This is a genomic window from Comamonas sp. 4034, from assembly GCF_050434545.1.
GTDB lineage: Bacteria > Pseudomonadota > Gammaproteobacteria > Burkholderiales > Burkholderiaceae_C > Comamonas > Comamonas odontotermitis.
The window spans coordinates 104,532-127,256 of record NZ_JBNDIT010000015.1; the positions used below are offsets into that span (position 1 = coordinate 104,532).

General features: G+C 62.0%; 21 protein-coding genes and 1 tRNA gene. 16 read left to right on the forward strand and 6 right to left on the reverse strand.

Annotated elements, in window-relative coordinates:
* Positions 1–278: 278 nt before the first annotated feature.
* On the reverse strand, positions 279–656 hold the full coding sequence (locus ABIE32_RS16170) for a hypothetical protein (protein ID WP_429017639.1): 378 nt from the start codon (positions 654–656) through the stop codon (positions 279–281).
* Positions 657–953: 297 nt separating this feature from the next.
* Between ABIE32_RS16170 and ABIE32_RS16175 the strand changes: the two genes are divergently transcribed.
* A complete protein-coding gene (locus tag ABIE32_RS16175; RefSeq protein WP_429017640.1) occupies positions 954–2,129 on the forward strand; it encodes a saccharopine dehydrogenase family protein in 1,176 nt (391 codons plus the stop codon).
* A 343-nt stretch (positions 2,130–2,472) separates the two neighbouring features.
* Entirely contained in the window at positions 2,473–3,546 is a 1,074-nt protein-coding gene (locus tag ABIE32_RS16180; RefSeq protein ID WP_429017642.1) for a TRAP transporter substrate-binding protein, read from the forward strand.
* 218 nt (positions 3,547–3,764) lie between these two features.
* Here ABIE32_RS16180 and ABIE32_RS16185 read toward each other — a convergent pair whose 3' ends face one another.
* Together ABIE32_RS16185 and ABIE32_RS16190 are read right to left on the reverse strand one after the other, a co-directional pair.
* Positions 3,765–5,618 (reverse strand): AMP-dependent synthetase/ligase, encoded by a 1,854-nt coding sequence (locus ABIE32_RS16185; protein ID WP_429017644.1) that lies wholly within the window; start codon positions 5,616–5,618, stop codon positions 3,765–3,767.
* Positions 5,619–5,839: 221 nt separating this feature from the next.
* Positions 5,840–6,289 carry a DUF2007 domain-containing protein gene (locus ABIE32_RS16190; RefSeq protein ID WP_429017646.1) on the reverse strand — a complete coding sequence of 150 codons (450 nt, stop codon included), beginning with the start codon at positions 6,287–6,289 and terminating at the stop codon, positions 5,840–5,842.
* Between the two features lie 193 nt (positions 6,290–6,482).
* On the opposite strand from ABIE32_RS16190, the gene ABIE32_RS16195 reads away from it, so the two are divergent.
* From ABIE32_RS16195 to ABIE32_RS16205, 3 genes are all read left to right on the forward strand, one after another.
* Positions 6,483–7,370, forward strand: a complete 888-nt coding sequence (locus tag ABIE32_RS16195) for a 2-keto-4-pentenoate hydratase (RefSeq protein ID WP_429017648.1) — start codon at positions 6,483–6,485, stop codon at positions 7,368–7,370.
* 229 nt (positions 7,371–7,599) lie between these two features.
* Positions 7,600–8,550: an alpha/beta hydrolase gene (locus ABIE32_RS16200; RefSeq protein ID WP_429017673.1), complete on the forward strand. Its 951-nt coding sequence runs from the start codon at positions 7,600–7,602 to the stop codon at positions 8,548–8,550.
* Between the two features lie 66 nt (positions 8,551–8,616).
* Entirely contained in the window at positions 8,617–9,525 is a 909-nt protein-coding gene (locus ABIE32_RS16205; RefSeq protein WP_429017650.1) for a YbgC/FadM family acyl-CoA thioesterase, read from the forward strand.
* A 350-nt stretch (positions 9,526–9,875) separates the two neighbouring features.
* On the opposite strand, the gene ABIE32_RS16210 is transcribed toward ABIE32_RS16205, so the two are convergent.
* Entirely contained in the window at positions 9,876–10,796 is a 921-nt protein-coding gene (locus tag ABIE32_RS16210; protein ID WP_429017652.1) for a YgfZ/GcvT domain-containing protein, read from the reverse strand.
* Positions 10,797–10,805: 9 nt separating this feature from the next.
* Between ABIE32_RS16210 and mltG the strand changes: the two genes are divergently transcribed.
* The 6 genes from mltG (at position 10,806) to ABIE32_RS16240 (ending at position 16,001) form a co-directional block, all read left to right on the forward strand.
* Positions 10,806–11,825 carry an endolytic transglycosylase MltG gene (mltG, locus tag ABIE32_RS16215; protein ID WP_429017653.1) on the forward strand — a complete coding sequence of 340 codons (1,020 nt, stop codon included), beginning with the start codon at positions 10,806–10,808 and terminating at the stop codon, positions 11,823–11,825.
* 100 nt (positions 11,826–11,925) lie between these two features.
* Complete coding sequence (gene tmk / locus ABIE32_RS16220) at positions 11,926–12,612, forward strand: dTMP kinase (protein WP_429017654.1); 687 nt, start codon at positions 11,926–11,928, stop codon at positions 12,610–12,612.
* 2 nt (positions 12,613–12,614) lie between these two features.
* Entirely contained in the window at positions 12,615–13,646 is a 1,032-nt protein-coding gene (locus ABIE32_RS16225; RefSeq protein ID WP_429017656.1) for a DNA polymerase III subunit delta', read from the forward strand.
* 142 nt (positions 13,647–13,788) lie between these two features.
* The gene (locus ABIE32_RS16230) at positions 13,789–14,178 is read left to right on the forward strand and encodes a PilZ domain-containing protein (RefSeq protein WP_224149207.1); all 390 of its coding nucleotides are present in this window, start codon (positions 13,789–13,791) and stop codon (positions 14,176–14,178) included.
* Between the two features lie 219 nt (positions 14,179–14,397).
* Positions 14,398–15,204 (forward strand): TatD family hydrolase, encoded by an 807-nt coding sequence (locus ABIE32_RS16235; protein WP_429017657.1) that lies wholly within the window; start codon positions 14,398–14,400, stop codon positions 15,202–15,204.
* Complete coding sequence (locus tag ABIE32_RS16240; protein WP_429017659.1) at positions 15,201–16,001, forward strand: ankyrin repeat domain-containing protein; 801 nt, start codon at positions 15,201–15,203, stop codon at positions 15,999–16,001. Before ABIE32_RS16235 ends, ABIE32_RS16240 begins: the two co-directional genes overlap by 4 nt.
* Before the next feature lie 150 nt (positions 16,002–16,151).
* Here the strand turns inward: ABIE32_RS16240 and msbA are convergent, their stop codons facing one another.
* Positions 16,152–17,972 carry a lipid A export permease/ATP-binding protein MsbA gene (gene msbA / locus ABIE32_RS16245; RefSeq protein WP_429017661.1) on the reverse strand — a complete coding sequence of 607 codons (1,821 nt, stop codon included), beginning with the start codon at positions 17,970–17,972 and terminating at the stop codon, positions 16,152–16,154.
* 126 nt (positions 17,973–18,098) lie between these two features.
* Between msbA and tolB the strand changes: the two genes are divergently transcribed.
* The 5 genes from tolB (at position 18,099) to ABIE32_RS16270 (ending at position 21,737) form a co-directional block, all read left to right on the forward strand.
* A complete protein-coding gene (gene tolB, locus ABIE32_RS16250) occupies positions 18,099–19,412 on the forward strand; it encodes a Tol-Pal system beta propeller repeat protein TolB (RefSeq protein WP_429017663.1) in 1,314 nt (437 codons plus the stop codon).
* A gap of 67 nt (positions 19,413–19,479) precedes the next feature.
* Positions 19,480–20,016, forward strand: coding sequence for a peptidoglycan-associated lipoprotein Pal (pal, locus tag ABIE32_RS16255; RefSeq protein WP_224149202.1), 537 nt, complete (start codon positions 19,480–19,482; stop codon positions 20,014–20,016).
* A gap of 8 nt (positions 20,017–20,024) precedes the next feature.
* The gene (ybgF, locus tag ABIE32_RS16260) at positions 20,025–20,786 is read left to right on the forward strand and encodes a tol-pal system protein YbgF (RefSeq protein WP_429017665.1); all 762 of its coding nucleotides are present in this window, start codon (positions 20,025–20,027) and stop codon (positions 20,784–20,786) included.
* A 1-nt stretch (position 20,787) separates the two neighbouring features.
* Positions 20,788–21,588: a tRNA threonylcarbamoyladenosine dehydratase gene (locus ABIE32_RS16265; protein ID WP_429017667.1), complete on the forward strand. Its 801-nt coding sequence runs from the start codon at positions 20,788–20,790 to the stop codon at positions 21,586–21,588.
* Positions 21,589–21,661: 73 nt separating this feature from the next.
* Positions 21,662–21,737, forward strand: a tRNA-Lys gene (locus ABIE32_RS16270).
* Positions 21,738–22,179: 442 nt separating this feature from the next.
* On the opposite strand, the gene ABIE32_RS16275 is transcribed toward ABIE32_RS16270, so the two are convergent.
* Positions 22,180–22,725 (reverse strand): IPTL-CTERM sorting domain-containing protein (locus ABIE32_RS16275; protein WP_429017669.1); only part of this gene is annotated, 546 nt, incomplete at its 5' end.

The window sequence follows — 22,725 nt, forward strand, 5'->3', positions numbered from 1 at the left end:
TGAAGTTGTTAAATATATTAATGAGATATTTAAAATATCCTTTAGGTATTTTCGAGCACAGGAAAAGCACGCTAGGCGGCTGGCGCAATTGGGTGTAATGGGGTGGGGCGCACGGCGAGAGTGCCTGTACAAACCGGGCTTGCCAACCCATGCAGCGGGAATGCCGTACGCGGAAACGCTACGGGGAGGGTTACGCCCGCACCCGTATTCGCCCCTGCGGGGCCTTTGGAAGGAAGGTGTTGCAGCAGCCGGTCACGGGTTGCCTGGCACCGTGGCCGTCAACGCGCCGAGCCTGGTACTTTTGCAGGAACCTTTGCAGGAGGGGCCTGCCAGCGCGCTACAAACCAGAAATAAAAGCCTGCACCTGAAAAAATGGCCGCCAATACGCCCAGCAGCATTTGCATGTCGGGATGGTCGGCGTAGGGGCCCCAGACCAGGCGGGCCAGCAGAACGAGCACCACGATGGCGGAGATCACCGCGCAGCGCCGGTTGCGGGCCAGCACCTTGCGCTCTGCCTGGGCGATGAACTGCGCGGCGTGCTCGCCGCTGAAGCCCGCGGCCTCCAGCTTGGCCAGCAGGTCTTCACGCGACTTGCCTTTGCGGATATCGCGGGCAAGCAAAAAGCGCAGGATGGAGTTGGATGCAGAACCGGCCATGGCAGTGAGAAAAACGCTGAAAAAGGGATGCCCGGCTTGTTATGGATTTGTGCTTGGGCGTTGCAGGGATTGCCATTGTGCCTGCAGCGCAAGGCGCGGGTGCTCACCAGGGCTGCTCTATGTTCGCATTCTGGCATTTCTCGACTCAAGGGTTTGTTCTTATATTGGTATAAATGACTAAAATAAAAGCTAAATTGACTATATAAAACAAATAATATGACGTTTTAACATGTTCATATTGACATGAGTTGCTTGTAACATTTCTCCATCCAGATTGCGGATTCAAGGAGAAAAATCATGGGCGACAAAGCCAAGAAAAAGCTGGGAAAAGCCAACCCATCCACTGCCATTTCGCCGGGCGCGGCAGGGAGTGCTGAAGTGAAGAAAGTCACCATTCTGGGCGCCGGAAAAATCGGTTTTGCCATGGCAGTGCTGCTGCAGGCCGCTGGCGGCTACCAGCTGCGCATGGCGGACCAGTCCAAGGCCCAGCTCAAGGCTGTCGCGGCGCTGGGCGTGGAGACAGTGCACATCGGCAAGGGAGACGACCTGGCCGTGGCGATGCAGGGGCAGTTTGCCGTGCTCAACGCCTTGCCTTTCCACATGGCAATCGAAGTGGCCACTCTGGCAGCCAAGCTGGGCGTGCACTATTTCGATCTGACCGAAGACGTGCAGTCCACCCACGCAATCCGCAAGCTCGCGGCCAAGGCTGGCAGCGTGCTGATGCCGCAATGCGGCCTGGCGCCGGGCTTCATCGGCATCGTGGGCAACGACGTGGCCCAGCACTTTGACGAGTTGCATGACCTGAAGATGCGCGTGGGCGCATTGCCACGCTACCCGCAGGGCACCTTGCGCTACAACCTGACCTGGAGCACCGAGGGCCTGATCAACGAATACATCAACCCCTGTGAGGCCCTGGTGGACGGCGAGCCGCTGACCGTGCATGCGCTCGAAGGCCTGGAGACCTTTGCGCTCGACGGCATCGAGTACGAGGCCTTCAACACCAGCGGCGGCCTGGGCACCCTGACTGAAACCTGGGCCGGCAAGGCCCGCAATGTGGATTACAAGTCGATCCGCTACCCGGGCCACTGCGCCATTCTGAAACTGTTGCTCAACGAGCTGAAGCTGCGCGACCAGCGCGAGCTGCTCAACAAGATCTTTGACAGCGCCATTCCTGCCACGCGCCAGGATGTGATCGTGATCTTTGCCAGCGCCACGGGCAGCAAGAGCGGGCGCCTGATGCAGGAATCCTATTCCGCCCGCATCGTGGGCACCACGGTGGCTGGCCACGCGCTCACCGCCATCCAGCTGACCACGGCCGCAGGCATCTGCTGCGCGCTTGATCTGGTGGCGGGCAAGGTGCTGCCGCAAAAGGGCTTCATCGGCCAGGAATCCATCCGGTTTGCGGACTTCATCGCCAACCGCTTTGGCCAGTACTACCGTGCGCAGGATCTGAACGCGGCACTGGCGGCATAACACCACTCTCTCCCAGGGAGCTGCCCGCGCTTGCATGGCAAGTGCGGGCAGTTTTTCTTTTGGGTCGCAAGCGCTATTCGGGCATGGTGGCTGTGGTGAGGAGGGCCAGGGCCTGTGCCATAGGCGCATCCGTCTCAGTCGTGACATATATCAAGAAATGTTGCGCCTAAGACAAACGCGCATTGCCTAGTTGGAATGTCCACGGTAGATTCCGTGCGCTTTATGACCAATTGTCAGTCGTGTAAGACTATGATTCAAGCTTGGCTGGCAGAACGCAGTTTTCGCACTTGCAGGGTGCGCGGCGCTTTGGCGACCTGCGGAACTTCATCGAGGGAAAGGTTTTATGGTGGATCACAACAAACAGGCTCATGCATCGGTGGCGACACAGGCACTGGCACCGCTTGCCCATCCAACACGGCGTCAACTGCTGGCCACGCTGGGCGCCGCCGCTGGTGCAGGCGTTGCCAGCTGGCTGCCCGCCGGTGCGCAGGCTGCAACCACCACCTTGCAATGTGCGGGTGCCTATACCGACACCTTGTTCCATACCCAGAACCTGCAGCAGTTTGCCAAGCAGGCCGGTGAGGCCAGCAAGGGGGCGTTGCAGATCAATGTGGTCACCAATGCCAAGCTGATGCCGATGACCGAGGTCATGCCCGCTCTCAGCAAGGGCGATCTGGCCATTGGCGAGATCTTCATGTCCAACTTCGCGCAGCAGTACCCGCTGCTGGGCATTGATTCCTTGCCCTTCATCGTGCGCAGCTTTGACGATGCCAAGCGCCTGTGGGAGGCCACGCGCCAGCCGATCGAGGCCCTGCTGCAAAAACAGGGCATTCGCGTGCTCTACACCGCGCCGTGGCCCGGCCAGGGGCTGTTTGCCCGTGCGCCAGTCAACAAGCTCGAAGACGTGAAGGGCCAGAAGTTCCGCGTCAACAACGATGCCACCAAGTTCATTGCCCAGGTCGCGGGTGCCACGCCGGTGGACACGGCAGCCAACAACCTGGCCAAGGCAATCCAGGGCGGACAGGTCGATGTGATGGTGACATCGAGCACCACCGGCGTGGACAGCCAGTCGTGGAACGCCATGGGTATTTTTGTGGACATGCGCGCCTGGATTCCCAAGAACCTGATCCTGATGAGCGAAAAGCACTGGGCCAAGCTGCCCGAGGACGCGAAAAAGGCTCTGGAGACAGCCTCCAAGCAGGCCGAGGCGCGTGGCTGGCAACTGGCGCGCGACGCGGACGATGCCGCCCAGCGCGTGCTGGTGGAGCACGGCACCAAGATCAGCCAGCCTAGCTATGAGCTGCGTCGTACGCTCGATCTGATGGGCGAGAAGTTTGCCCGCGAATGGTCGAGCAAGGCAGGGGTGGAGGGCGCGAGCGCGCTGATCACCTATTACTTCCCCACCAGCAAGAGCTGATGCCGGCCAGGCGGGCCGCGCTTTGCCGTGCCTGCGGGTGAAGACACAGCGATTTTCCTAAAAAAAAGCTGCCTGCGCTTATCAGAAAAGCGCAGGCAGCTATTTATTTTGTAGCAATCATCCTCTGTTGTCCTCTGTTGTCCTCTGTTGTCCTCTGTTGTCCTCTGTTCCCGATGTTCTCGTCTGGTGACCGATAGAGGGCGGGTAACGCAGCCGGCTTACTTGGCGTACATCGCCGCGATCTCGGCCGCGTACTTCTGCATCAGTTGCGGGCGGCGCAGCTTCAGCGTCGGGGTCATCAGGCCGTTGTCCACGGTCCAGGGCTCGGCCACCAGGTACACGGCACGAGGCACTGCATATTTGGCAAAGCCGTGGCACAGGTTTTCGATGCGCTGGAGCACTGCCTTGCGCACGGCAGGGGCCTGCAGGCTCACGCTGTTGTCCGGGTCGAGGCCATGGCTTGCGGCCAGCAGCTTCCATTCTTCGCGGTTGACCACGGCCACGCAGGCAATGAAGGGCTGGTGCTCGCCCACCACCATGGTCTGCTCAAACAGCGGATCGGCGCACAGTGCCTGCTCGATGTCGCCGGGCGGCACCTTCTCGCCGGTGGCGGTCACGATGATTTCCTTGATGCGGCCGACAATGCGCACCTCTCCATCGATGATCTCGGCCTGGTCGCCGGTTTTCAGCCAGCCATCATCGGTAAACGCCTTTTGCGTGTCTTCGGGGCGGTTCCAATAGCCCACCATCACATTGGGGCCGCGCGCCTGCAGCTCCTTGTTCTCGCCGATGCGCACTTCCATGCCTGCGAGCGGCTTGCCCACGGTGGAGGGGTCATTGTGCTCCAGCGAGTTGGCGGTCAGCACCGGAGAGGTTTCGGTCATCCCGAAGCCTTGCACCAGTTGCAGCCCCAGGCCCAGGAAACTGTGCGACACGACGGGCGGAATGGCTGCGCCACCAGTGACGGCGATGCGCAGGCGCCCGCCAAACAGATCCAGAATAGGCTGCGCCACACGCTTTTGCAGAAAGCTCCAGGGCAAAAGGCGCGCCAGGCCACCCTGGGGTGCATCCTTGTTGGCAAGGCCATGGGCTTCGCAGTGACGCGCCCAGCCTTTGGAGCAGGCCGCAGCAAACAGCGCGCGCTTGAAGGCAGAGCCGGCCAGCTTTTCCTGGATCTTGGCGTAGATGCGCTCGTAGATACGCGGCACCGACACGAGGATGGTGGGCCGCACGGCCAGCATGTCCTCGGCCAGTTGTGCCACCGAGCGCGCATAGACCACGGTGCTGGCCACGGCCATGGGCAGGTAATAGCCACAGGTGCGCTCAAAGGTGTGGGAGACGGGCAGGAAGGACAGGAACACATCGTCCTGTGTGGGCACCACGCGGCCAAGAACGGCCTTCACGTCACTCATCACATTGCGGTGGCTCAGCATCACGCCCTTGGGTTTGCCAGTGGTGCCGCTGGTGTACACGATGGCAGCCAAATCTTCGGCCTGGGGCTGAGAGGCGGCTGCTACAGCGGAAACTGCCGGTGCCTGCAGCCATTCCTGCAAGCGAACAATGCGAACGGCGCCTGCCTCACTTGCGCCAGAAGCTCCTGTTTCGATAGCGGGCTGGTTGGGGTCATCCACCACCACACAGCGCAGGGCTGGCAGCGGAGTGCCGGTGGCGGCAATCTTCTGCCAGGCTTCGAGCCGGTTGACGAGCAGCAGCGAAGCGCCTGCGTCGGCCAGGATGAAGGCGATATTGCCGGCGTTGTCGTTGGCATGCAGCGGCACGGTCACGCAGCCCTGGGCGAGGCCCGCCTGGTCAATGCAGATGGCATGCACGCTGTGGGTGAGCAGGGTGGCGATGCGGGCGCCGCGTTCGAGCTGCAGATTGCCGATGGCGCTTGACCATGTAGCAACGGCCTGTTGCATGCCGCTCCAACTGAAGGACTGCCATTGGTTGCTGGGTGCATCGAACCATCGGTAGGCCTCGCGGGCCGGGGTGGTGTTGCAGCGGTACTGAAAAAGCGCGGGCAGGGTGTCAATGGTGCGCAGATCGGGCATCTGGCCTTGGCTCGTCGTCATGTTCTTCCATTCTCCTCATGGCAATCATCGCATCGATTGGCACTTGTTTTGGCCAGCGGGGGCAGTGAACGATCGTAAACACGCTCTTGCGGCCCACCGGTGTGCGATGGGCGCGATTGTGGATGCGCGTTGCGGCCGGTGCGCTTTTTCGTGGCAGGGTGTACGAAAGAGGCCAGTGAGGTATCTTCAATCGATACTTTTTTGGCAAAACGCCTCAAAAGTCATAGAAAAACCCACGCCAGAAGCGCGATTGCAATCCCGATGGCCATTGCCAGCGGCAGGCCACTGATGGCGCTGCTATGGCCGCCTTGGCCGTTTTGGCTGCCTTGGTCGCTTCGGTCGCGGGATGCCAGCACCGGCAGGGCCTGCGCAGTGTCGGCAACTGGCGCGGGGGAGGGTGCGGTCGCCGCAGTTGCCATCGCGCTGCGGTCCAGCCGCGCCAGATCTTCCTCGTCCATCGGGATGGCGCGCTCCCATTCCTCCACGGCGCGGCGGGCTGCTGCGAAATCGCCGTCCGCCACCAGCAGCCGCACCAGATTGCCGGCGGGCAATTCGCCGATCGCCCCTTGCAGATGTTCGCCCTGTACATGGCTGGCAATACCGTGCTGGCGCAGCACATCCTGCAGCACATGGGCCTGGATGGCACCAGAGGGTTCGTACACGCTGCGCATGGATGCCTCCTGAAAATGTTCTTATCAATAACTATAGCGCCAGGCGTGCTTCGGGCGGGTTGTTGCTTGATATACATCAAGAACTCTGAGCGAGGCCCTGGATTGTGGGCGCGTGCCGTGGTTTCCCTGAGTCGGGCCTTGCGGCGCCGATGGTATGTTGGAGGCATTGTCTGGAACGCCCTGGAGATTTTGGATGCAGCAACAGCCCTCGTTTTTTCGTCCCTCCCGCCTTGCTGTGGCCGCGCTGGCTCTGGCAGCGGCCCCCTGGGCCCAGGCGGTCTGTCTGGACGACGCGCAGATTGCCCAGTGGGTTCAGGCCTATGAAGCCAGGACGCCTGCCGCCAACCCGCCCGAGATGAGCGCTGAAGATGGCAAATGCACGCGCAACAAGCTCATGGCTGCATTTGAAGCGGCAGGCCGCAAACCGGTGGGCTACAAGGCGGGCCTGACCAGCGCTGCCGTGCAAAAGCGTTTCAACACCGACCAGCCCGTGTGGGGCCGCCTCTACAAGGGCGCGCTGCTGGCCAACCGCACGGTGGTGCCTGCCAGCTTTGGCGCGCGGCCCCTGTTCGAGGCCGATATGCTGGTGCGAGTCTCCAGCACCGCCATCAACCGCGCCACGACGCCACTGCAGGTACTGAACAGCATTGACCGCGTGGTGCCTTATATCGAACTGCCCGATCTGATGGTGGAAGACCCCAAGACCTTGAACGGCGCATCGGTGGAGGCGATCAACGTGGGCTCGCGCCTGGGCGTGATTGGCGATTCGATACGGATTCCAGCATTCCGTGACGAGCGCTATGCCTTTCTGGCGGCATTGCAGGGCATGGAAATCACCATCCGCGACCAGACCGGCGCCCGCCTGGGCGGTGGCCGTGGCGGCGATCTGATGGCGCAGCCGCTCAATGCCGTCATTTGGCTGACGCAGGCGCTGCAGAAGGAGGGCCATGCGCTGAAGGTGGGCGACTGGGTGAGCCTGGGGTCCTTTTCGGCCTTGCTGCCTCCGGCGGCGGGCCAGACCATTACTATCGACTACAAAGGCCTACCGGGCGCACAACCCGTGGAAGTCACCTTTGAATAAGCCTGCCATGGGCTGATGGGTATGGGAGCATAGGTGACGGCGATTGGCCGGTCGGATGGCCGATAATCGCCGCAGTCCGCATGGCTGGGCGGTGGAGCGTTTGGCACCATGCGCACAGTCATTTTGCTCTTGTTTTAATAGCTTGTAGCGCATTACCATATTGCGCCAAGCCGCGTTTATGCCTGAATCCTCCGCCCGATCTGCCGCCCATGCCGCCGTAGAACTGCCCATGCCCGCCGGGGTGCTTGCCGAGTTGACGCCTACCATGCGCAGCGTGGTGGAGCGCATGGCCCGTGCCCAGCACACGCCGATGTGGGAGCTGCCGGTGGAGCAGGCGCGCCAGGGCTATGAGGTGGGCTCGGGCGTGCTGGAGATTCCCAAGCCCGCGCTGGACCGTGTCGAAGACCTCCACATTCCCGCGCGGGATGGCTACCCGATCCCTGCACGCCTCTATGCCGCAACCTGGGACCCGCTGCAGCCGGTGCTGCTGTTCACCCACGGCGGTGGTTTCACCATCGGCAGCGTGGCCACGCACGACACTCTGTGCCGCGAACTCGCGCACCAGGCAGGCTGCATGGTGATCTCGGTGGATTACCGGCTCGCGCCGGAGCACAAGTTTCCCACGGCCAGCAACGATGCCTGGGATGCGCTGCAATGGCTGGCACAGGAGGGCATGCAACTGGGTGCCGATACCCGGCGCATGGCTGTGGGCGGCGACAGCGCGGGCGGCACCCTGGCGGCGGTCAACGCCATTCTGGCGCGCGATGCCGGCATTGCACTGGCGCTGCAGTTGCTCATCTACCCGGGCTGCACCGCGCACCAGGATACGCCTTCGCACGCCCGGTATGCGCAAGGCCCCATCCTGACCGAGCCGATGATCAGCTGGATGTTCGCCAACTACACCCGCAACCCGGGCGACCGCGATGACTGGCGCTTTGCCCCGCTGCTGGTGCCTGACGTACGTGGTGTGGCGCCTGCCAGCCTGCATCTGGCGCAATGTGATTCGCTGGCGGATGAAGGCGTGCTGTACGCTGACAAGCTGCGAGCGGCTGGCGTGGCGGTCGAGCTGGAGATGTATGCTGGCGTGGCGCACGAATTTGTGAAGATGGGCCGGGCGCTGAAGGAGGCCAGAGCCTGCCACGCGAACATGGCCCAGGCATTGCGGGCCGCGTTTGATTGATTGCAGCCCATCGGTGGCAATCCTGCGAAAGGATTGCTGCATTCCTCCCCGTTTTTCAGATACACCATGTCAGCAGCACCCGTCATTTTGTTTCCCCAACCCGCCCAATCCCTCAGCGACTTCCGCTGCCGCAACCGCCAGCGTGTGCGCTGGTCCGAAGTGGATCTGCAGAAGGTGGTTTTCAACGCCCATTACCTGAACTATGTCGATATCGGCATGTCCGAATACTGGCGCCAGTTGGCGGTGCCGTATGAAGAGGGTACGCAGCGCCTGGGCGGCGAGCTGTTCTTGAAGGCCACGCAGATCGAGTACCACGCCTCGGCCCGGCTCGATGATGTGATCGATATCGGCATCCGCGTCACCCGGCTTGGCAATACCTCGGTGCAGTTCGAGGCAGGCATTTTCTGTCCCGACCGGCTGCTGGTTTCGGCCTCCATGGTCTATGTGTTTGCCGATGGCGCGCAGCGGCCTGTGCCGCTGCCCGATGCCTATCGCCAGATGGTGCAGCGCTACGAGGCGGGCGAGGAGGTGGTGGAGGTCAGGACCGGCAGCTGGAACGTTCTTGGCCAGGAGGCGATGCGCCTGCGCATGCAGGTGTTTGTGCGCGAGCAGGGCATCCCCGAGGAAATTGAGGCTGACGAATTTGATGTGACCTCACTGCATGCCGTCGCCATCAACGGTCTGGGCATGTGCGTGGCAACGGGCCGTATGCTGCCCAGCGCCAACCAGGAAAGCCGCGCGGATGTGATGCGCATCGGCCGCATGGCCGTGGCTCGCCCCTTGCGTGGCACCCAGCTGGGCCGCCAGGTGCTGGATGCGTTGGTGGACGCAGCGCGCCGCCAGGGCAAGCGCCAGGTGGAGCTGCATGCCCAGTGCACGGCAGAGAACTTTTACCGCCGCGCCGGGTTTACCGTGGTGGGGGAGCGATACGAGGAAGCGGGCATTCCCCATGTCTCGATGACCCGGGATTTGTAGAAAAAACCTTGCGGGCGTGCGCTGGGTGAGCGCCTGCACTTTGTTTTTGATAGCGTCTGGTGCATTGCCATCTTGCCAAATAAAAAGCCGGGCCTGGTTTCCCAGTCCCGGCGAGGAGTGATGGTCAAGATGCGCTTGAGTAGTTGTAGCGTTTTGCAAGTGGAGCCAACGTGGCAGCTCCTGCTTGCAAAGTCCGCCAATTTTAGCAAAAACTACGGCAATAGTGCCAAAATTCCTTGCGTAACAGGTACTTGGCAAAAAATTGGCGGAAAGCGGCGGTTATCTGTCGTATTTTTGATGAATTTTTGGCCAGATGCCCCTGCCAGAAGGCGCAAGGCAAGAGGGTTTGCTCAGATATCGTCCTTCAGCGCATAAGGCAGTGCCAGCACCTGCAGCGCAGGGCCGGTGCTGCTGCCCAGGTGCAGGGTATCGGTGGCTGCGGCAATCTGCATCGACACCAGTGCCTCAAACCCGCTGGCCGTGGCGGCAGTCTGCACCACGGTGCCCACGGGTTGCTCGGCGTCGCTGGCGACAAATACTTCCTGGCCCACGGCGGGCTGTGCGGGTGACGCCACGCGGTACATGCGCCGCTTGAGCGTGCCGCGGAACTGGCTGCGCGCCACGACTTCCTGGCCCGGATAGCAGCCTTTCTTGAAGCTCACGCCTTCTACCGATTCAAAGTTCACCATCTGGGGCACAAAGGCATCGACCACGGGCTGGGTGATGAGCGGCACCCCCGCCTGCACGAGCGAGAGCTGCCAGGCCGCTGCATTCAGCAGCGGGCTGTGCGCCACCGCATCGGGCAGGGCGCTGTCTGTGGGGGCTGCCAGCAACGCACGGCTTTCGCCGCTGGCGGCAAAGAGGCGCACAATGGATGCATCGCCCAGTTGCGCCGTCTGCCAGGGTGCCAGTTCGCGGGCCTCGGCAGGCACGGCGTCACCGGCCAGGCCGATCAGCTTCACGGCATCGGTGGCATCGCTCATCTTGACCTTGGCGCGCAGCACGAACATGGACAGGCGCTTGAGCGTTGCGGCCAGCACATCGCGGCTGGTGATGAGCCAGAACTCACCAGCGCTACGTTTGATGACAATAAAACTGGCCTGCATGCGGCCCTTGGCAGAGAGAAAAGCCGCAAGACGGGCCTGGCCTACGGGAAGCAGCTGCACATCGTTGGTCAGCTGCCCTTGCAGAAAAATGGCGGCGTCATCGCCTTCAGCGCGGATCACACCCAGGTGCTGAAGGGCGAGATGTCCTTGTAATGCTTGTGTCATGGGTGAATTATGATGCGCGATCCATTGCACAGAGGTGGTAGGGTTGTGAAGCGTTTATTGGTGTTGATCGTGGTGGCGGCGCTGGCCGTGGCGGGTGCGGGCGCTTGGTGGCTGCACCAGCCCATCGTGGCGGGCGACAAGCCCGTGGAGCTGGAGATTGAGCCGGGCACACCCCCGCGCGCCGTGGCGCAGGCCGTGCAGGCGGCGGGCATCGGCGTCAATGCCGATCTGCTGTACTGGTGGTTCCGCCTCTCTGGGCAGGACCGAAAGATCCGTGCGGGCAATTACGAAATCCCCGTGGGCACCACGCCGCAGAGTCTGCTCGCGCGCCTGGTGCGTGGCGAAGACAGCCAGCGCGTGTTGACAATTGTCGAGGGCTGGAACTTCCGGCAGGTGCGGGCCGCACTTGCCAAGGAAGAGAACCTCAAGCACGACAGCGCGGTGATGACGCCCGAGCAAATCATGGAGGCGCTGGGCAAGCCGGGTGTTGCGGCTGAGGGGCGCTTTTTTCCGGACACCTATGCCTTCTCCAAGGGCAGCAGCGATATCGCCTTGCTGCGCCGCGCCATGCAGGCCATGGACAAGCGGCTGGAAGCCGCCTGGTCGCTCAAGCAGGAGGACAGCCCGCTCAAGTCGGCGGACGAGCTGTTGATTCTGGCCAGCATCGTCGAGAAGGAAACCGGCAAGGCCGCCGACCGGGGGCTGGTGGCGGGAGTGTTTGCCAACCGCCTGCGCATCGGCATGCTGCTGCAGACCGACCCGACGGTGATCTACGGCCTGGGCGACAAGTTCGACGGCAACCTGCGCAAGCGCGACCTGCAGGCCGATACCCCATGGAACACCTACACGCGCACCGGTCTGCCGCCCACGCCCATTGCGATGCCGGGCAAGGCGTCGCTGATGGCCGCCGTGCAGCCTGAAAAGACCAAGGCGCTGTATTTTGTGGCCCGAGGCGACGGCAGCAGCCATTTCAGCGAGAGCCTGGACGAGCACAACCGCGCGGTCAATACCTTCCAGCGGGGCAAGTGAGCGGGGCGGGTCACACCAGCGGCAGTCAGATCCGGTGAGCAGCCCGTTGCCGAACCTGCTGCCCAATCCGGCCCGCAAGCTGCGTACAATCCCCCGCAGCATGACACCCTCCCATTCCGCCCCTCCCGCGTCGGCCCCCGGTGGCCTGTTCATCACCTTTGAAGGCATTGATGGTGCCGGCAAGTCCTCGCACATCCAGGGGCTGCATGATGCGTTTGTGGCCGCAGGGCGCACGGTGGTGACGACGCGCGAGCCGGGCGGCACGCCGCTCGCGGAAAAGCTGCGCACCCTGTTTCTGCACGAGCCCATGGATGCGCTCACCGAGTCGCTTCTGGTATTTGCCGGTCGGAGGGACCACCTGCAGCAGGTGATCGAGCCCGCCCTGGCGCGTGGCGATGTGGTGCTGTGCGACCGTTTCACCGACGCGACCTTTGCCTACCAGGGCAGCGGGCGGGGTTTCGATCTGCAGGTGCTATCAACTCTGGAGCGCATGGTGCAAGCCAATCAAGCGCTGGGGGCTGATTTCATTCGCCAGCCGGATTTGACGGTGTGGTTTGACTTGCCCACCGAGGTGGCGGCCGAGCGCCTGGCCCATGCACGCGTGCCTGATCGGTTCGAATCGCAGCCCCAGGCCTTTTTTGCGCAGGTGGCCGCAGGCTATGGCGCGCGCGCCGCTGCCCAGCCCGGGCGCTTTGCGCGCATTGATTCCAACCAGCCACGCCCCGACGTATGGCAGGCCGTGCGCGCCGCCGTTGCCCAGCGCGGCTGGCTGGCGGTGGAGGCCTGAACATGGCGACCTCTGAAAAGAACACGGTGCAGGCGGTGACGCCGCCAGTCGCGCCCTGGATTGCCCAGCAGCGCGATGCCTTGCTGCAGCAGCGTGGCCACGCCTGGTTGCTGCAGGGGCCATCGGGCCTGGGGCAGTTTGCACTGGCCATGGAGCTGGTGCGTGCCTGGCTGTGCGATGCGCCCGGTGCGCATGGCGCCTGCGGGCAATGCGCCAGCTGCCACGCGATTGACGTGCACGCGCACACCGACCTGTGCGTGCTGATGCCCGAGACCACCATGCTGGCGTTGGGCTGGCCGTTGCCCGAGAAGGCGCAGGCCGATATTGACGACAAGAAGCGCAAGCCGAGCCAGGAAATCCGTGTCGACGCGATGCGCGATGCGGTGGAGTTCACCCAGCGCACATCCGGGCGCGGCAAGGGCAAGGCGGTGCTGGTGTATCCGGCCGAGCAGATGAATGCCGTCACCGCCAATGCCCTGCTCAAGACGCTGGAAGAGCCGCCAGGCGATGTCCGCTTTGTGCTGGCCACCGAGGCGGCGCACCAGCTTTTGCCTACCATCCGCAGCCGCTGCCTGTCGCACACCATGCAGTGGCCGGTGGCAGAGGCTGCCAGCGCCTGGCTGGCCGGGCAGGGCGTGCCTGCAGACCAGATCACAGGCGCCCTGCAGGCCGCAGGCGGTCGCCCCGAAGACGCACTCGCGCAACTGCAGGCCGGGCGCTCGCCACAGGTCTGGAAAAAGCTGCCCAAGGAGCTTGCCCAGGGCCAGGCCGGGGCGTTGGCGAGCCTGGCAGGGCCGCAAGTGGTGGATGCATTGCAAAAGCTCTGCCATGACCTGCTGATGCTGCGTGTGGGGGCAGCGCCGCGCTTTTTCGACAAGGCCGATCTGCCCGCCCCGCCGACCCTTGCGGTCCTCAGCCGCTGGAGCAAGGCGCTCACGCAGTCGATGAAGACGGCAGATCATCCATTCAACCAGGGCCTGATGCTGGAGGCGCTGGTCGCGCAGGCGGCGTCAGTACTGCAGTCACGCCGCTGATACCGCAGGCATGGTGGCCCGGCTCGGTAATGCATCTGAAATCGGCCGGAATTTCGGTAAAAGTGGTGCTTGCGCATCAACCATGCGCAGTTTGCGCTATGTGCTTGATAGCTGACACCACATTTGGTTATCCTTGCAGGCTATGAACAGTCCTACCCCCGCATCTGCTGCGTCCGCAGCGTCTGCCGCTGCTGCGCGCCCCAGCGTGCTGCAGCTGGCCATCAAGGAAAAGGCAGCGCTGTACGCCGCCTACATTCCCTTGTTCAAGGACGGCGGCATTTTTGTGCCCACGCCCAAGGATTACGCGCTGGGGGACGATGTATATCTGTTGCTCACACTGCCGCAGGACCCGCAGCGTTACCCCATTGCCGGCAAAGTGGGCTGGGTGACACCCGCAGGCGCCGGCGGCAACCGAACCCAGGGCATAGGTGTGCGCTTCCCGAAAGACCCTAAAACCGACGAGTTGCGCTACAAGATCGAACAGATTCTGGGCACGGCGCTGCAGGCGGATCGCGCCACGCAAACCATCTGACCGGCCTTGGCTGCTCCTCTCGCGACCCTGTCTGACAGGGTTTTTTGCTTTTAAGGACAGCAGCCAATGCGTCTGAGCAGAGACAATAGCGGTAATTTCTTGACTTGAGTTATACAGGTGACACAACGCAAGGGCCTTGCCCTTGGCTGTGCACACTGCAGATTCCCGGCCCCATTGATTTTCAAGGCATCGCTCCTGGTGCCTGCTGCTGACCTTTTGATGTTTACCGATTCACACTGCCATTTGAACTTTCCTGAACTGGCCCAGGATCTGCCGGCCATCCGTGCCAAGATGGCCGAAGCCCAGGTGACGCGCGCCCTGTGCATCAGCTGCACGATGGAAGAGTTTCCCGACGTGCATGCGCTGGCCACCAGCTATGACAACATCTGGTGCAGCGTTGGCGTACACCCTGACACCGAGGGCCTGACCGAGCCGAGCGTGGACGATTTGGTGCAGCGCGCGGGCCTGCCGCGTGTGGTGGCCATCGGTGAGACCGGGCTCGATTACTACGGTATGGAAGACCGCAAGGGCGGGCGTACGATTGCCGATCTGGAGTGGCAGCGCGAGCGCTTCCGCACCCATATCCGGGCTGCTCAGCAGGTGCAAAAGCCGCTGGTCATCCACACGCGCAGCGCCTCTGAGGACACCTTGCGCCTTCTGCGGGAAGAAGGTGAGACTGGTGGCGCGGGCAGCGCTGGCGGCGTGTTCCACTGTTTTACCGAAACCATGGAAGTGGCGCGTGCCGCGCTGGACCTGGGCTTTTACATCTCGTTTTCCGGCATCGTCACCTTCAAGAGCGCGCAGGATCTGCGTGATGTGGCAGCCTTTGTGCCCGAAGACCGACTCCTGATCGAAACCGACAGCCCGTACCTCGCGCCTGTGCCCTATCGTGGCAAGACCAATACGCCCGCTTACGTGCCGTTTGTGGCAAAGCAGGTTGCGCAGGTACGCGGCATGACTGTGGAAGCCGTGGCAGAAGCCACCAACCGCAACTTTGACCGGCTGTTTTCAGGAGTGCTGGCATGACGCTTTTCCGGAAGAATAGGCCTGTAGCGCAATACCGAAAGGCGCTTGCTGCTATTGTTTTTGCAACGGTTGGCGGCCTGGCGCAGGCGGGCTCCTACGATGACTTCTTTACCCGCATCATCCGCGACGACGCGCCAGGCATTGCTGCCTTGGTCAAACAAGGCTTTGATCCCAACACCGTGAACGAGCGCGGCGAGACGGGGCTGACGCAGGCCTTCAAGCTCGATTCCTACCGCGCCGCTAAGGGGCTGATCGATCTGCCTTCCACCAAGGTCAACCAGCCCAACAGCAAGGGGGAGACGCCGCTCATGATGGCTGCCATCAAGGGGCAGGTAGACTTGGCCAAGGCCTTGATTGCCCGCGACGCCGATGTGAACCGCGAAGGCTGGACGCCGCTGCACTACGCCGTATCGGCCCCCAGCGAAGACGGCTCCGACCTGAAGATGGTGGCACTCCTGCTGCAGCATCACGCCTATATCGATGCGGCATCGCCCAATGGCACCACGCCGCTCATGATGGCCGCCCAGTACGGCACCCGCAGCGCGGTGGAATTGCTGATCAAGGAGGGCGCCGATCCCAAGCTGAAGAACCAGCAGGGCCTGACGGCTGTGGACTTTGCCACCCGGGCGGACCGCGCCGAAGTGGTGCGCTGGCTGGCCCAGGCGGGTGGTGCAGCGGGCACCTCTTCAGCGGTTGGCACGGCAGAGCCTGCCAAACCTGCTGCCGCACCGGGCGGGCATGTGCCGCAGCAGCCGGCCTTCCCACAGGGCAAGCGCAAGATCCAGAGCAACTGGTGATGGCTCGTCGGTTGTTGGCTCGCTGATTTTCATGAAGCCATGCGCTGGCGTGCGCCAGTAAAGCGCCTTTATTGCAAAATCTATAGCAAAAAACACCAAACCTTCTGAAAGGCTTGGTGTTTTTTTGGGGTGCGAAACTGCGTATTGGCGTCAGTGGGGCCGCGACTGCAGCCGGGCATACAGGCCGCCCAGCTCCAGCAATTGCTCGTGGGTGCCTTGCTCCACCACCTGGCCGCGCTCCATCACCACCACACGGTCCGCGTGCTCGATGGTGGACAGGCGGTGCGCAATCACCACGGTGGTGCGCCCCTGCATCAGCCGCGCCAGAGCCTCCTGCACCAGCCGCTCCGATTCGGTATCGAGTGCGGAGGTGGCTTCGTCCAGGATCAGGATTGGCGCGTCCTTGTACAGCGCGCGTGCAATGGCCAGGCGTTGGCGCTGGCCTCCTGAAAGCTGGTTGGCGTTGTGGCCGACCATGCTGTACACGCCCTGTGGCTGGCGTGCCACAAAATCCTGCAGGTTGGCGGCTGCAAGGCACTGCTGCAGGCGCGCTTCATCGACCGGCGCGCCCAGGGCTACGTTGGCTGCAATGGTGTCGTTGAACATCACGACATCCTGGCTCACCATGGCGAACTGGCTGCGCAGGCTGTGCAGATCCCAGTCGTGCAGCGGCACGCCATCGATGCTGGCCGAGCCACTGGAGGGCTCCACAAAACGCGGCAGCAGATTGACGAGGGTGGTCTTTCCGGCGCCCGAGGGGCCCACCAGGGCCACCACTTCGCCTGGGTGGATGGTGAGCGAGAGGTGGCGCAGGGCGGGGGCCTTGTCGCTGCCAAATTCGACGGTCACATCGGTCAGCTGGACAGCGCCACGCGCCTTGTCTGCGCGGTGCTGGCCACCGGCTTCGGGTGGTACTTCGCCCAGCAGACCCAGGCCGCGCTCCAGCGCTGCCACGCCGCGTGTCAGCGGGTTGGCCACATCGGCAAGGCGCCGGATGGGGGCAATCAGCATCAGCATGCCGGAGATGAAGGAGATGAAGCTGCCGACCGTCACTTCCTGGGCGCTGACCACCGTGGCGCGGCTTTGCCACAGCGCGATGCAGATCACGACGGACAGCGCAACGGCCGCCAGCAACTGGGTGAGCGGTGTCATGGCAGCCGATGCGATCGTGGCCTTGATAGCCAGCTGCCGCAGCCTGCGGCTCAGCGTCAGGAAGCGGCCAGCCTGGGCTGGCTGGGCGGCGTGGATGCGCACCACGCGGTGGGCGAGTACGTTCTCCTCCACCACATAGGCCAGTTCATCCGTGGCTTGCTGGCTGGCCTTGGTGATGTGATAGAGCCGTTTGGAGAGCGTTTTCATGATCCATGACACGCTGGGAAGCAGCACCGCCACGATCAAGGTGAGCTGCCAATTGGTATAGAGCAGGTAAAGCAGCAGTGCAATCACCGTGAAACCGTCGCGCGAAAGCATCAGAAGCGCCTGCACGATCAGGGTGGCGCCATTCTGTACCTCGTACACCACGGTGTTGGATAGCGCACTGGCCGATTGCTTGGAAAACAGGCTCAGGTGGGCGTCCAGCACGCGATTGAACAGGTTCTCGCGCAGACGCATCATCCCGTCGTTGGCAATGCGCGCCAGTGCGTACTGGTTGATGAACTGTGCAACACCACGAATGAAAAAAACGCCAACAATTGCTACAGGCACGGCCCACAGCGGCAGGGTGCCGCCGGTAAAGCCCTTGTCCACCAGGGGTTGCAGGAGGGCGGGAATGGCCACCTCGGTCCCAGCTACTACCACCGTGGCCAGCACGGCGAGCACCCAGGTCCAGCGCTGGTAGCCAAAGTACGGAGTGAGGCGGGAGAGGCGTGCGCGCAATGACAGCTGGGCTACCGTGCTAGCAGGATCACTGCCCGAAGGTGCTGGCGCGGCCGCAGATGCATGCGCGGAAGATGGTTTTTCTGTTGTGGACATGTGTGCAAGATTCTAGAATGGCCGGCTGTCTTCCTTGGAAGATAATAGTGATTTTGTAGGGTGTGTAACATCCTGCTGCCTTCTGAGGCATGTTCGGCATACATTGCGCATTTATGATGGTCGGTAATGACTAAAAAACGCTTCCCATCTATTTCTTCGGAGGCGGCCAAGCCGCTGTTCCATCGTCGTCACCTTCTCGGCGCTGCACTGGCAGCCCCAGCACTCCCGGCACTGGCGCAGTTCCGCGTCGAAGTGACGGGTGTCGGCATCAGGCAGTATCCCATTGCCATTCCCCAGTTTCGTGGTGAAGGCAGTGCGCCCCAGAAAATCTCGGCCATCGTCCAGGCCGACCTGATCCGCAGCGGCCTGTTCAAGGCGGTGGATGCATCGGGCGAAGAGCTGGATGAGACCTCCCGCCCCGATGTGGCCAAGTGGACCGCCAAGGGCGCGGAGTACCTCTCGGTCGGCAGCGTGACGCGTGGCGGTAACGGCTTTGACGTGCGCTTCCGCTTGTGGGACGCAGTCAAGGGTGCCGATCTGGGAGGCCAGAGCTACAACGTGCCGCAGGCTGACTTGCGCCTTGTGGCACACAAGATCGCCGACTACATCTACGAAAAGATCACCGGCGAGAAGGGCGTGTTCTCCACGCGCATCGCCTACGTTACCAAGAATGGTGCCCGATACACCCTGTGGGTGGCGGATTCGGATGGCGAAAACGCACAATCGGCGCTCTCCAGCCCCGAGCCCATCATCTCGCCCACCTGGTCGCCTGCCGGCACGCAACTGGCCTATGTGTCGTTTGAATCGCGCAAGCCCGTGGTGTACGTGCACGAGGTGTCTTCGGGCCGCCGCCGTCTGATCGCTAACTTCCGGGGCTCCAACAGCGCACCGGCCTGGTCGCCGGATGGCAGCACGCTTGCCGTCACCCTCAGCCGAGATGGCGGCTCGCAGCTCTACACCATCCCATCGAGTGGTGGCGAGCCACGCCGCCTGATGCAAAGCAGCGGTATCGATACCGAGCCGACCTATTCCAAGGATGGCCGCTATATCTACTTTGTCAGCGACCGTGGCGGCGCACCGCAGATCTACCGCGTGGGTGCCCAGGGCGGTGGTGCTGAACGCGTGACGTTTAGCGGTTCCTACAACATCTCTCCCTCTATCAGTCCTGACGGCAAGACACTTGCTTACATCACCCGTGCCGGTGGTGGCTATAAATTGCAGGTCATGGACTTGGCTTCCAGTACTGTGACATCGGTGACCGATACCAGCAACGACGAAAGCCCCAGCTTTGCTCCGAACAGCCGACTCATTGTCTATGCCACCCGCGAAGGAGGTCGTGAAGCGCTCATGACCACGACGCTTGATGGCAAGATCAAGGCACGACTGGCCGGGCAGAATGGAGACATCCGTGAGCCCGATTGGGGCCCATACCAACCCTAAAAACAAGAATTTTGCTAGTGTTCTGAGTCAGTAGTTTTATACGAAAAATCCTTTCGGAGAGTTATACATGTTGTCGTTTAAAAAAGCTTCGTTGGCCCTGGTGGCCGCTGCCGTGCTGGCTGGTTGCAGCTCTGCCCCTTCGCTGGATAACGCCCCTGTGGAAGACAAGGGTGCAACAACCGCAGGTAATGGCGCAGGCACCGGCGGTGCAGGCCAGAGCACCGTGGGCGGTGTCGACCTGAACCAGAGCGGCGCTAATGGCCAGGGCCCCGTGGGCGTTGCCCGCGTGATCTATTTCGACTTTGACAGCTACTCTGTCAAGCCAGATTTCCAATCCACGCTCGACGCGCACGCCAAGTTCCTGAAGGCCAATCCTTCGCGCAAGGTCATGTTGGAAGGCAATACCGACAACCGTGGCGGCCGCGAGTACAACCTGGCACTGGGCCAGAAGCGTGCGGAAGCCGTGCGCCGCTCGCTGAACGTGCTGGGTGTGTCCGACAACCAGATGGAAGCCGTCTCCTTTGGCAAGGAAAAGCTGGCTGCTGAAGGTAGTTCGGAAGACGCACACGCGCAAAACCGCCGCGTTGAACTGAACTACCGTTAATAGGCTCCATGATCCTCACTCGCAGAACCCCTCGTTTGATTGCGCTTGCCGCCTTGTGGGCATGCGCAACCGCCTCCCAGGCCGCACTGTTTGAAGATGCCGACGCGCGCCGCGCCATTCTGGAATTGCGCCAGCGTGTCGACCAGGTCACGCAGGGCAGCAACCAGAACGGCGAAGACACCTCGCAGGTGCGCCGCAGCCTGCTGGACTTCCAGTCGCAAATGGAATCCATGCGCGCCGAGATGAACAAGCTGCGAGGCGAAAACGAGACCCTGCGACGTGAGGTTGCTGATTTGAAGCGCGGGCAGACCGATCTGGCCAAGGGCATGGAAGCACGCCTGCAGCAGTTCGAACCCGTCGCTGTTACCGTGGACGGTCAGGAATTCAAGGCCGATCCCGCTGAAAAACGCGATTTTGAAGCAGCCCTGGGCGTGTTTCGCAGCGGCAAGTTTGCCGATGCAGCCAGCGCTTTCAGTGGCTTCGTCCAGCGTTACCCCAAGAGTGGCTATGTGCCATCCGCACGTTTCTGGCTGGGCAATGCCTACTACGCCACGCGTGACTACAAGCCGGCCATCAGCAATTTCCAGCAAATCCTGGCCACAGCGCCGCAGCACATGCGCGCGCCTGATTCGGCCCTGTCGATCGCCAATTGCCAGATTGAGCTGAAAGACACCAAGGCAGCGCGCAAGACCCTGGAAGACCTGCTCAAGGCCTACCCCGAAAGCGATGCGGCCAACGCGGCCAAAGAGCGACTCTCCAAACTCAAGTGATATGAGCGATCTGTCTCCTGCGGCGTCCGATCGGCAGGACGCCGAGATGGACGCAGATCTCCAAAGGCGCTTTGGTGGCCTGGACCGCCTTTTGGGCGTAGCACCGGCTGCCAACATGCGTGCGGCCTGTATTGCCGTCGTCGGCATTGGTGGCGTTGGATCATGGACTGCAGAGGCGCTGGCCCGCAGTGGCGTCTCTCGCTTGCGCCTGATCGATCTGGACAATGTGGCTGAATCCAACATCAATCGCCAGATCCATGCGCTCTCCAGTACCATCGGAATGGCCAAGGTTGGTGCGATGCGTGAGCGCATTGCGCAGATCAATCCGCACTGCCAGGTGGACTTGGTCGAAGACTTTCTGACCCCCGAAAACTGCGCCACCTTGCTGGACGGCGTCGACGGTTTTGTGGATGCGTGCGATCAGGTGCGTGCCAAGGTGGCCATGGCGGCCTGGGGTCTGCGCCATAAACGTGCCTTTGTCTGCATTGGCGCTGCTGGTGGCAAGCGCCATGCCTGGAAGGTGGAGCAGGAAGACCTGGCCCACACCACGCATGACCCGCTGCTCGCCCAGGTACGGTACCGCCTGCGCAAGGAGTATGGCGCGCCCAAGGACGGCAAGAAAATGAATGTGCCTTGCATATTCAGCAAGGAAGCCGTGGCGGGCCCCGATCCGTCATGCGCGGTGGATGGCGACGGCTCGCTCAACTGCCACGGCTACGGCTCATCGGTGGCGGTCACCGCAACCTTTGGCATGTGTGCGGCTGGCTGGATCATGGAAAAACTGGCGTTCTCGAAAAAATGACAAAAAACTTACGCTATAATTTAAGTCTGTTGTGAGCAAGGGAGCTTTTATTAGCGACTGAGCAAACCAAGGCGGGTCTTTAGCTCAGTCGGTAGAGCAGCGGACTTTTAATCCGTTGGTCGCGAGTTCGAATCTCGCAGGACCCACCAAAGAATTCAAACGCTATAGCTGCAAAAGCTATAGCGTTTTTTTCATATTATTCCCACGGTGGGAATACGATTTAGCTTAATGAATGGCGGATAGCCACTTTCGAGCGCTCGTGAGCCTTGGCAGTCTTCACTGAATTTGCGTGCAACTTGGGCAGTGCCCATACTGTGCTTTGTGCTGGATTGTGTGGTACGCCCGTAGACTGCGGAAGGTAACTGGCGCTCGATAATTCCACCTTGATCGCGGCCACTATTGTCCGCTGCCAGCCAGTTTTGTGTCCTGATTCTGACAGTGAGTCGTTTCGCTGGTGAATGAAAGCGTAAAGGGTGGACTGCCCCGGTCCGTTATATGTTTTCTTGCGATCTGGCTAAAAACCGGTACGACATGTTTGGGCTGAAGGGTTGGCCTTGTGTAAAGAAAAAGCCACCCGAAGGTGGCTTTGCATCAGCTCTGGCGTCTGCGTAACTGCATCGCGCCCATTGCCACCAGAACCAGTGACAGGGCCATCACGCCCCATTCCTTGAGGGTGGGGACAGGTGCAGGGGTAGGCGGCGCCGTGCTGGTGAGCTTGTTCACGAATGCCGCGACATTGCCGCTGCCCGATGTCACCAGTGTCACGGCAGGGGGCAGGTCTGCGCTCCAGGCATAGCCCGCAGGAGCCGCTGGCAGTGCCGCGTCTTCACTGATCGTGCAGCTTGCGCCTTGTGGAACATTGGTGATGGCAATGGCACCGGTGCTGGCGCCGCTGAGGGTGACTGCCGTCTGGTACGTGCCATCTGCACCGCAGTTGGCCGTGAATTTGAAGACCCCCGAAACGCCGGTGGCGGGGCCGCCGCTCACGGTTTTGTTGATCGTGATGTCGCTGTTGGCGCGCGCGAGGGTATTGGTCAGCGTGACGCTGGCTGCAGCAGGCGGCGCAACGAGGCTGGCCGTTGCGCTGGGCAGGGGATTCTCCACCCAGATGTAGTTGGCTGGCGCCGTGGAGCGGGA

What these genes read in the sequence shown, in the direction of transcription:
- ABIE32_RS16170 (WP_429017639.1), bottom strand. Translation starts at nt 656, where the DNA reads ATGGCCGGTTCTGCATCCAACTCCATCCTGCGCTTTTTGCTTGCCCGC.
- ABIE32_RS16175 (WP_429017640.1), top strand. Translation starts at nt 954, where the DNA reads ATGGGCGACAAAGCCAAGAAAAAGCTGGGAAAAGCCAACCCATCCACT.
- ABIE32_RS16180 (WP_429017642.1), top strand. Translation starts at nt 2,473, where the DNA reads ATGGTGGATCACAACAAACAGGCTCATGCATCGGTGGCGACACAGGCA.
- ABIE32_RS16185 (WP_429017644.1), bottom strand. Translation starts at nt 5,618, where the DNA reads ATGACGACGAGCCAAGGCCAGATGCCCGATCTGCGCACCATTGACACC.
- ABIE32_RS16190 (WP_429017646.1), bottom strand. Translation starts at nt 6,289, where the DNA reads ATGCGCAGCGTGTACGAACCCTCTGGTGCCATCCAGGCCCATGTGCTG.
- ABIE32_RS16195 (WP_429017648.1), top strand. Translation starts at nt 6,483, where the DNA reads ATGCAGCAACAGCCCTCGTTTTTTCGTCCCTCCCGCCTTGCTGTGGCC.
- ABIE32_RS16200 (WP_429017673.1), top strand. Translation starts at nt 7,600, where the DNA reads ATGCCCGCCGGGGTGCTTGCCGAGTTGACGCCTACCATGCGCAGCGTG.
- ABIE32_RS16205 (WP_429017650.1), top strand. Translation starts at nt 8,617, where the DNA reads ATGTCAGCAGCACCCGTCATTTTGTTTCCCCAACCCGCCCAATCCCTC.
- ABIE32_RS16210 (WP_429017652.1), bottom strand. Translation starts at nt 10,796, where the DNA reads ATGACACAAGCATTACAAGGACATCTCGCCCTTCAGCACCTGGGTGTG.
- mltG (WP_429017653.1), top strand. Translation starts at nt 10,806, where the DNA reads ATGATGCGCGATCCATTGCACAGAGGTGGTAGGGTTGTGAAGCGTTTA.
- tmk (WP_429017654.1), top strand. Translation starts at nt 11,926, where the DNA reads ATGACACCCTCCCATTCCGCCCCTCCCGCGTCGGCCCCCGGTGGCCTG.
- ABIE32_RS16225 (WP_429017656.1), top strand. Translation starts at nt 12,615, where the DNA reads ATGGCGACCTCTGAAAAGAACACGGTGCAGGCGGTGACGCCGCCAGTC.
- ABIE32_RS16230 (WP_224149207.1), top strand. Translation starts at nt 13,789, where the DNA reads ATGAACAGTCCTACCCCCGCATCTGCTGCGTCCGCAGCGTCTGCCGCT.
- ABIE32_RS16235 (WP_429017657.1), top strand. Translation starts at nt 14,398, where the DNA reads ATGTTTACCGATTCACACTGCCATTTGAACTTTCCTGAACTGGCCCAG.
- ABIE32_RS16240 (WP_429017659.1), top strand. Translation starts at nt 15,201, where the DNA reads ATGACGCTTTTCCGGAAGAATAGGCCTGTAGCGCAATACCGAAAGGCG.
- msbA (WP_429017661.1), bottom strand. Translation starts at nt 17,972, where the DNA reads ATGTCCACAACAGAAAAACCATCTTCCGCGCATGCATCTGCGGCCGCG.
- tolB (WP_429017663.1), top strand. Translation starts at nt 18,099, where the DNA reads ATGACTAAAAAACGCTTCCCATCTATTTCTTCGGAGGCGGCCAAGCCG.
- pal (WP_224149202.1), top strand. Translation starts at nt 19,480, where the DNA reads ATGTTGTCGTTTAAAAAAGCTTCGTTGGCCCTGGTGGCCGCTGCCGTG.
- ybgF (WP_429017665.1), top strand. Translation starts at nt 20,025, where the DNA reads ATGATCCTCACTCGCAGAACCCCTCGTTTGATTGCGCTTGCCGCCTTG.
- ABIE32_RS16265 (WP_429017667.1), top strand. Translation starts at nt 20,788, where the DNA reads ATGAGCGATCTGTCTCCTGCGGCGTCCGATCGGCAGGACGCCGAGATG.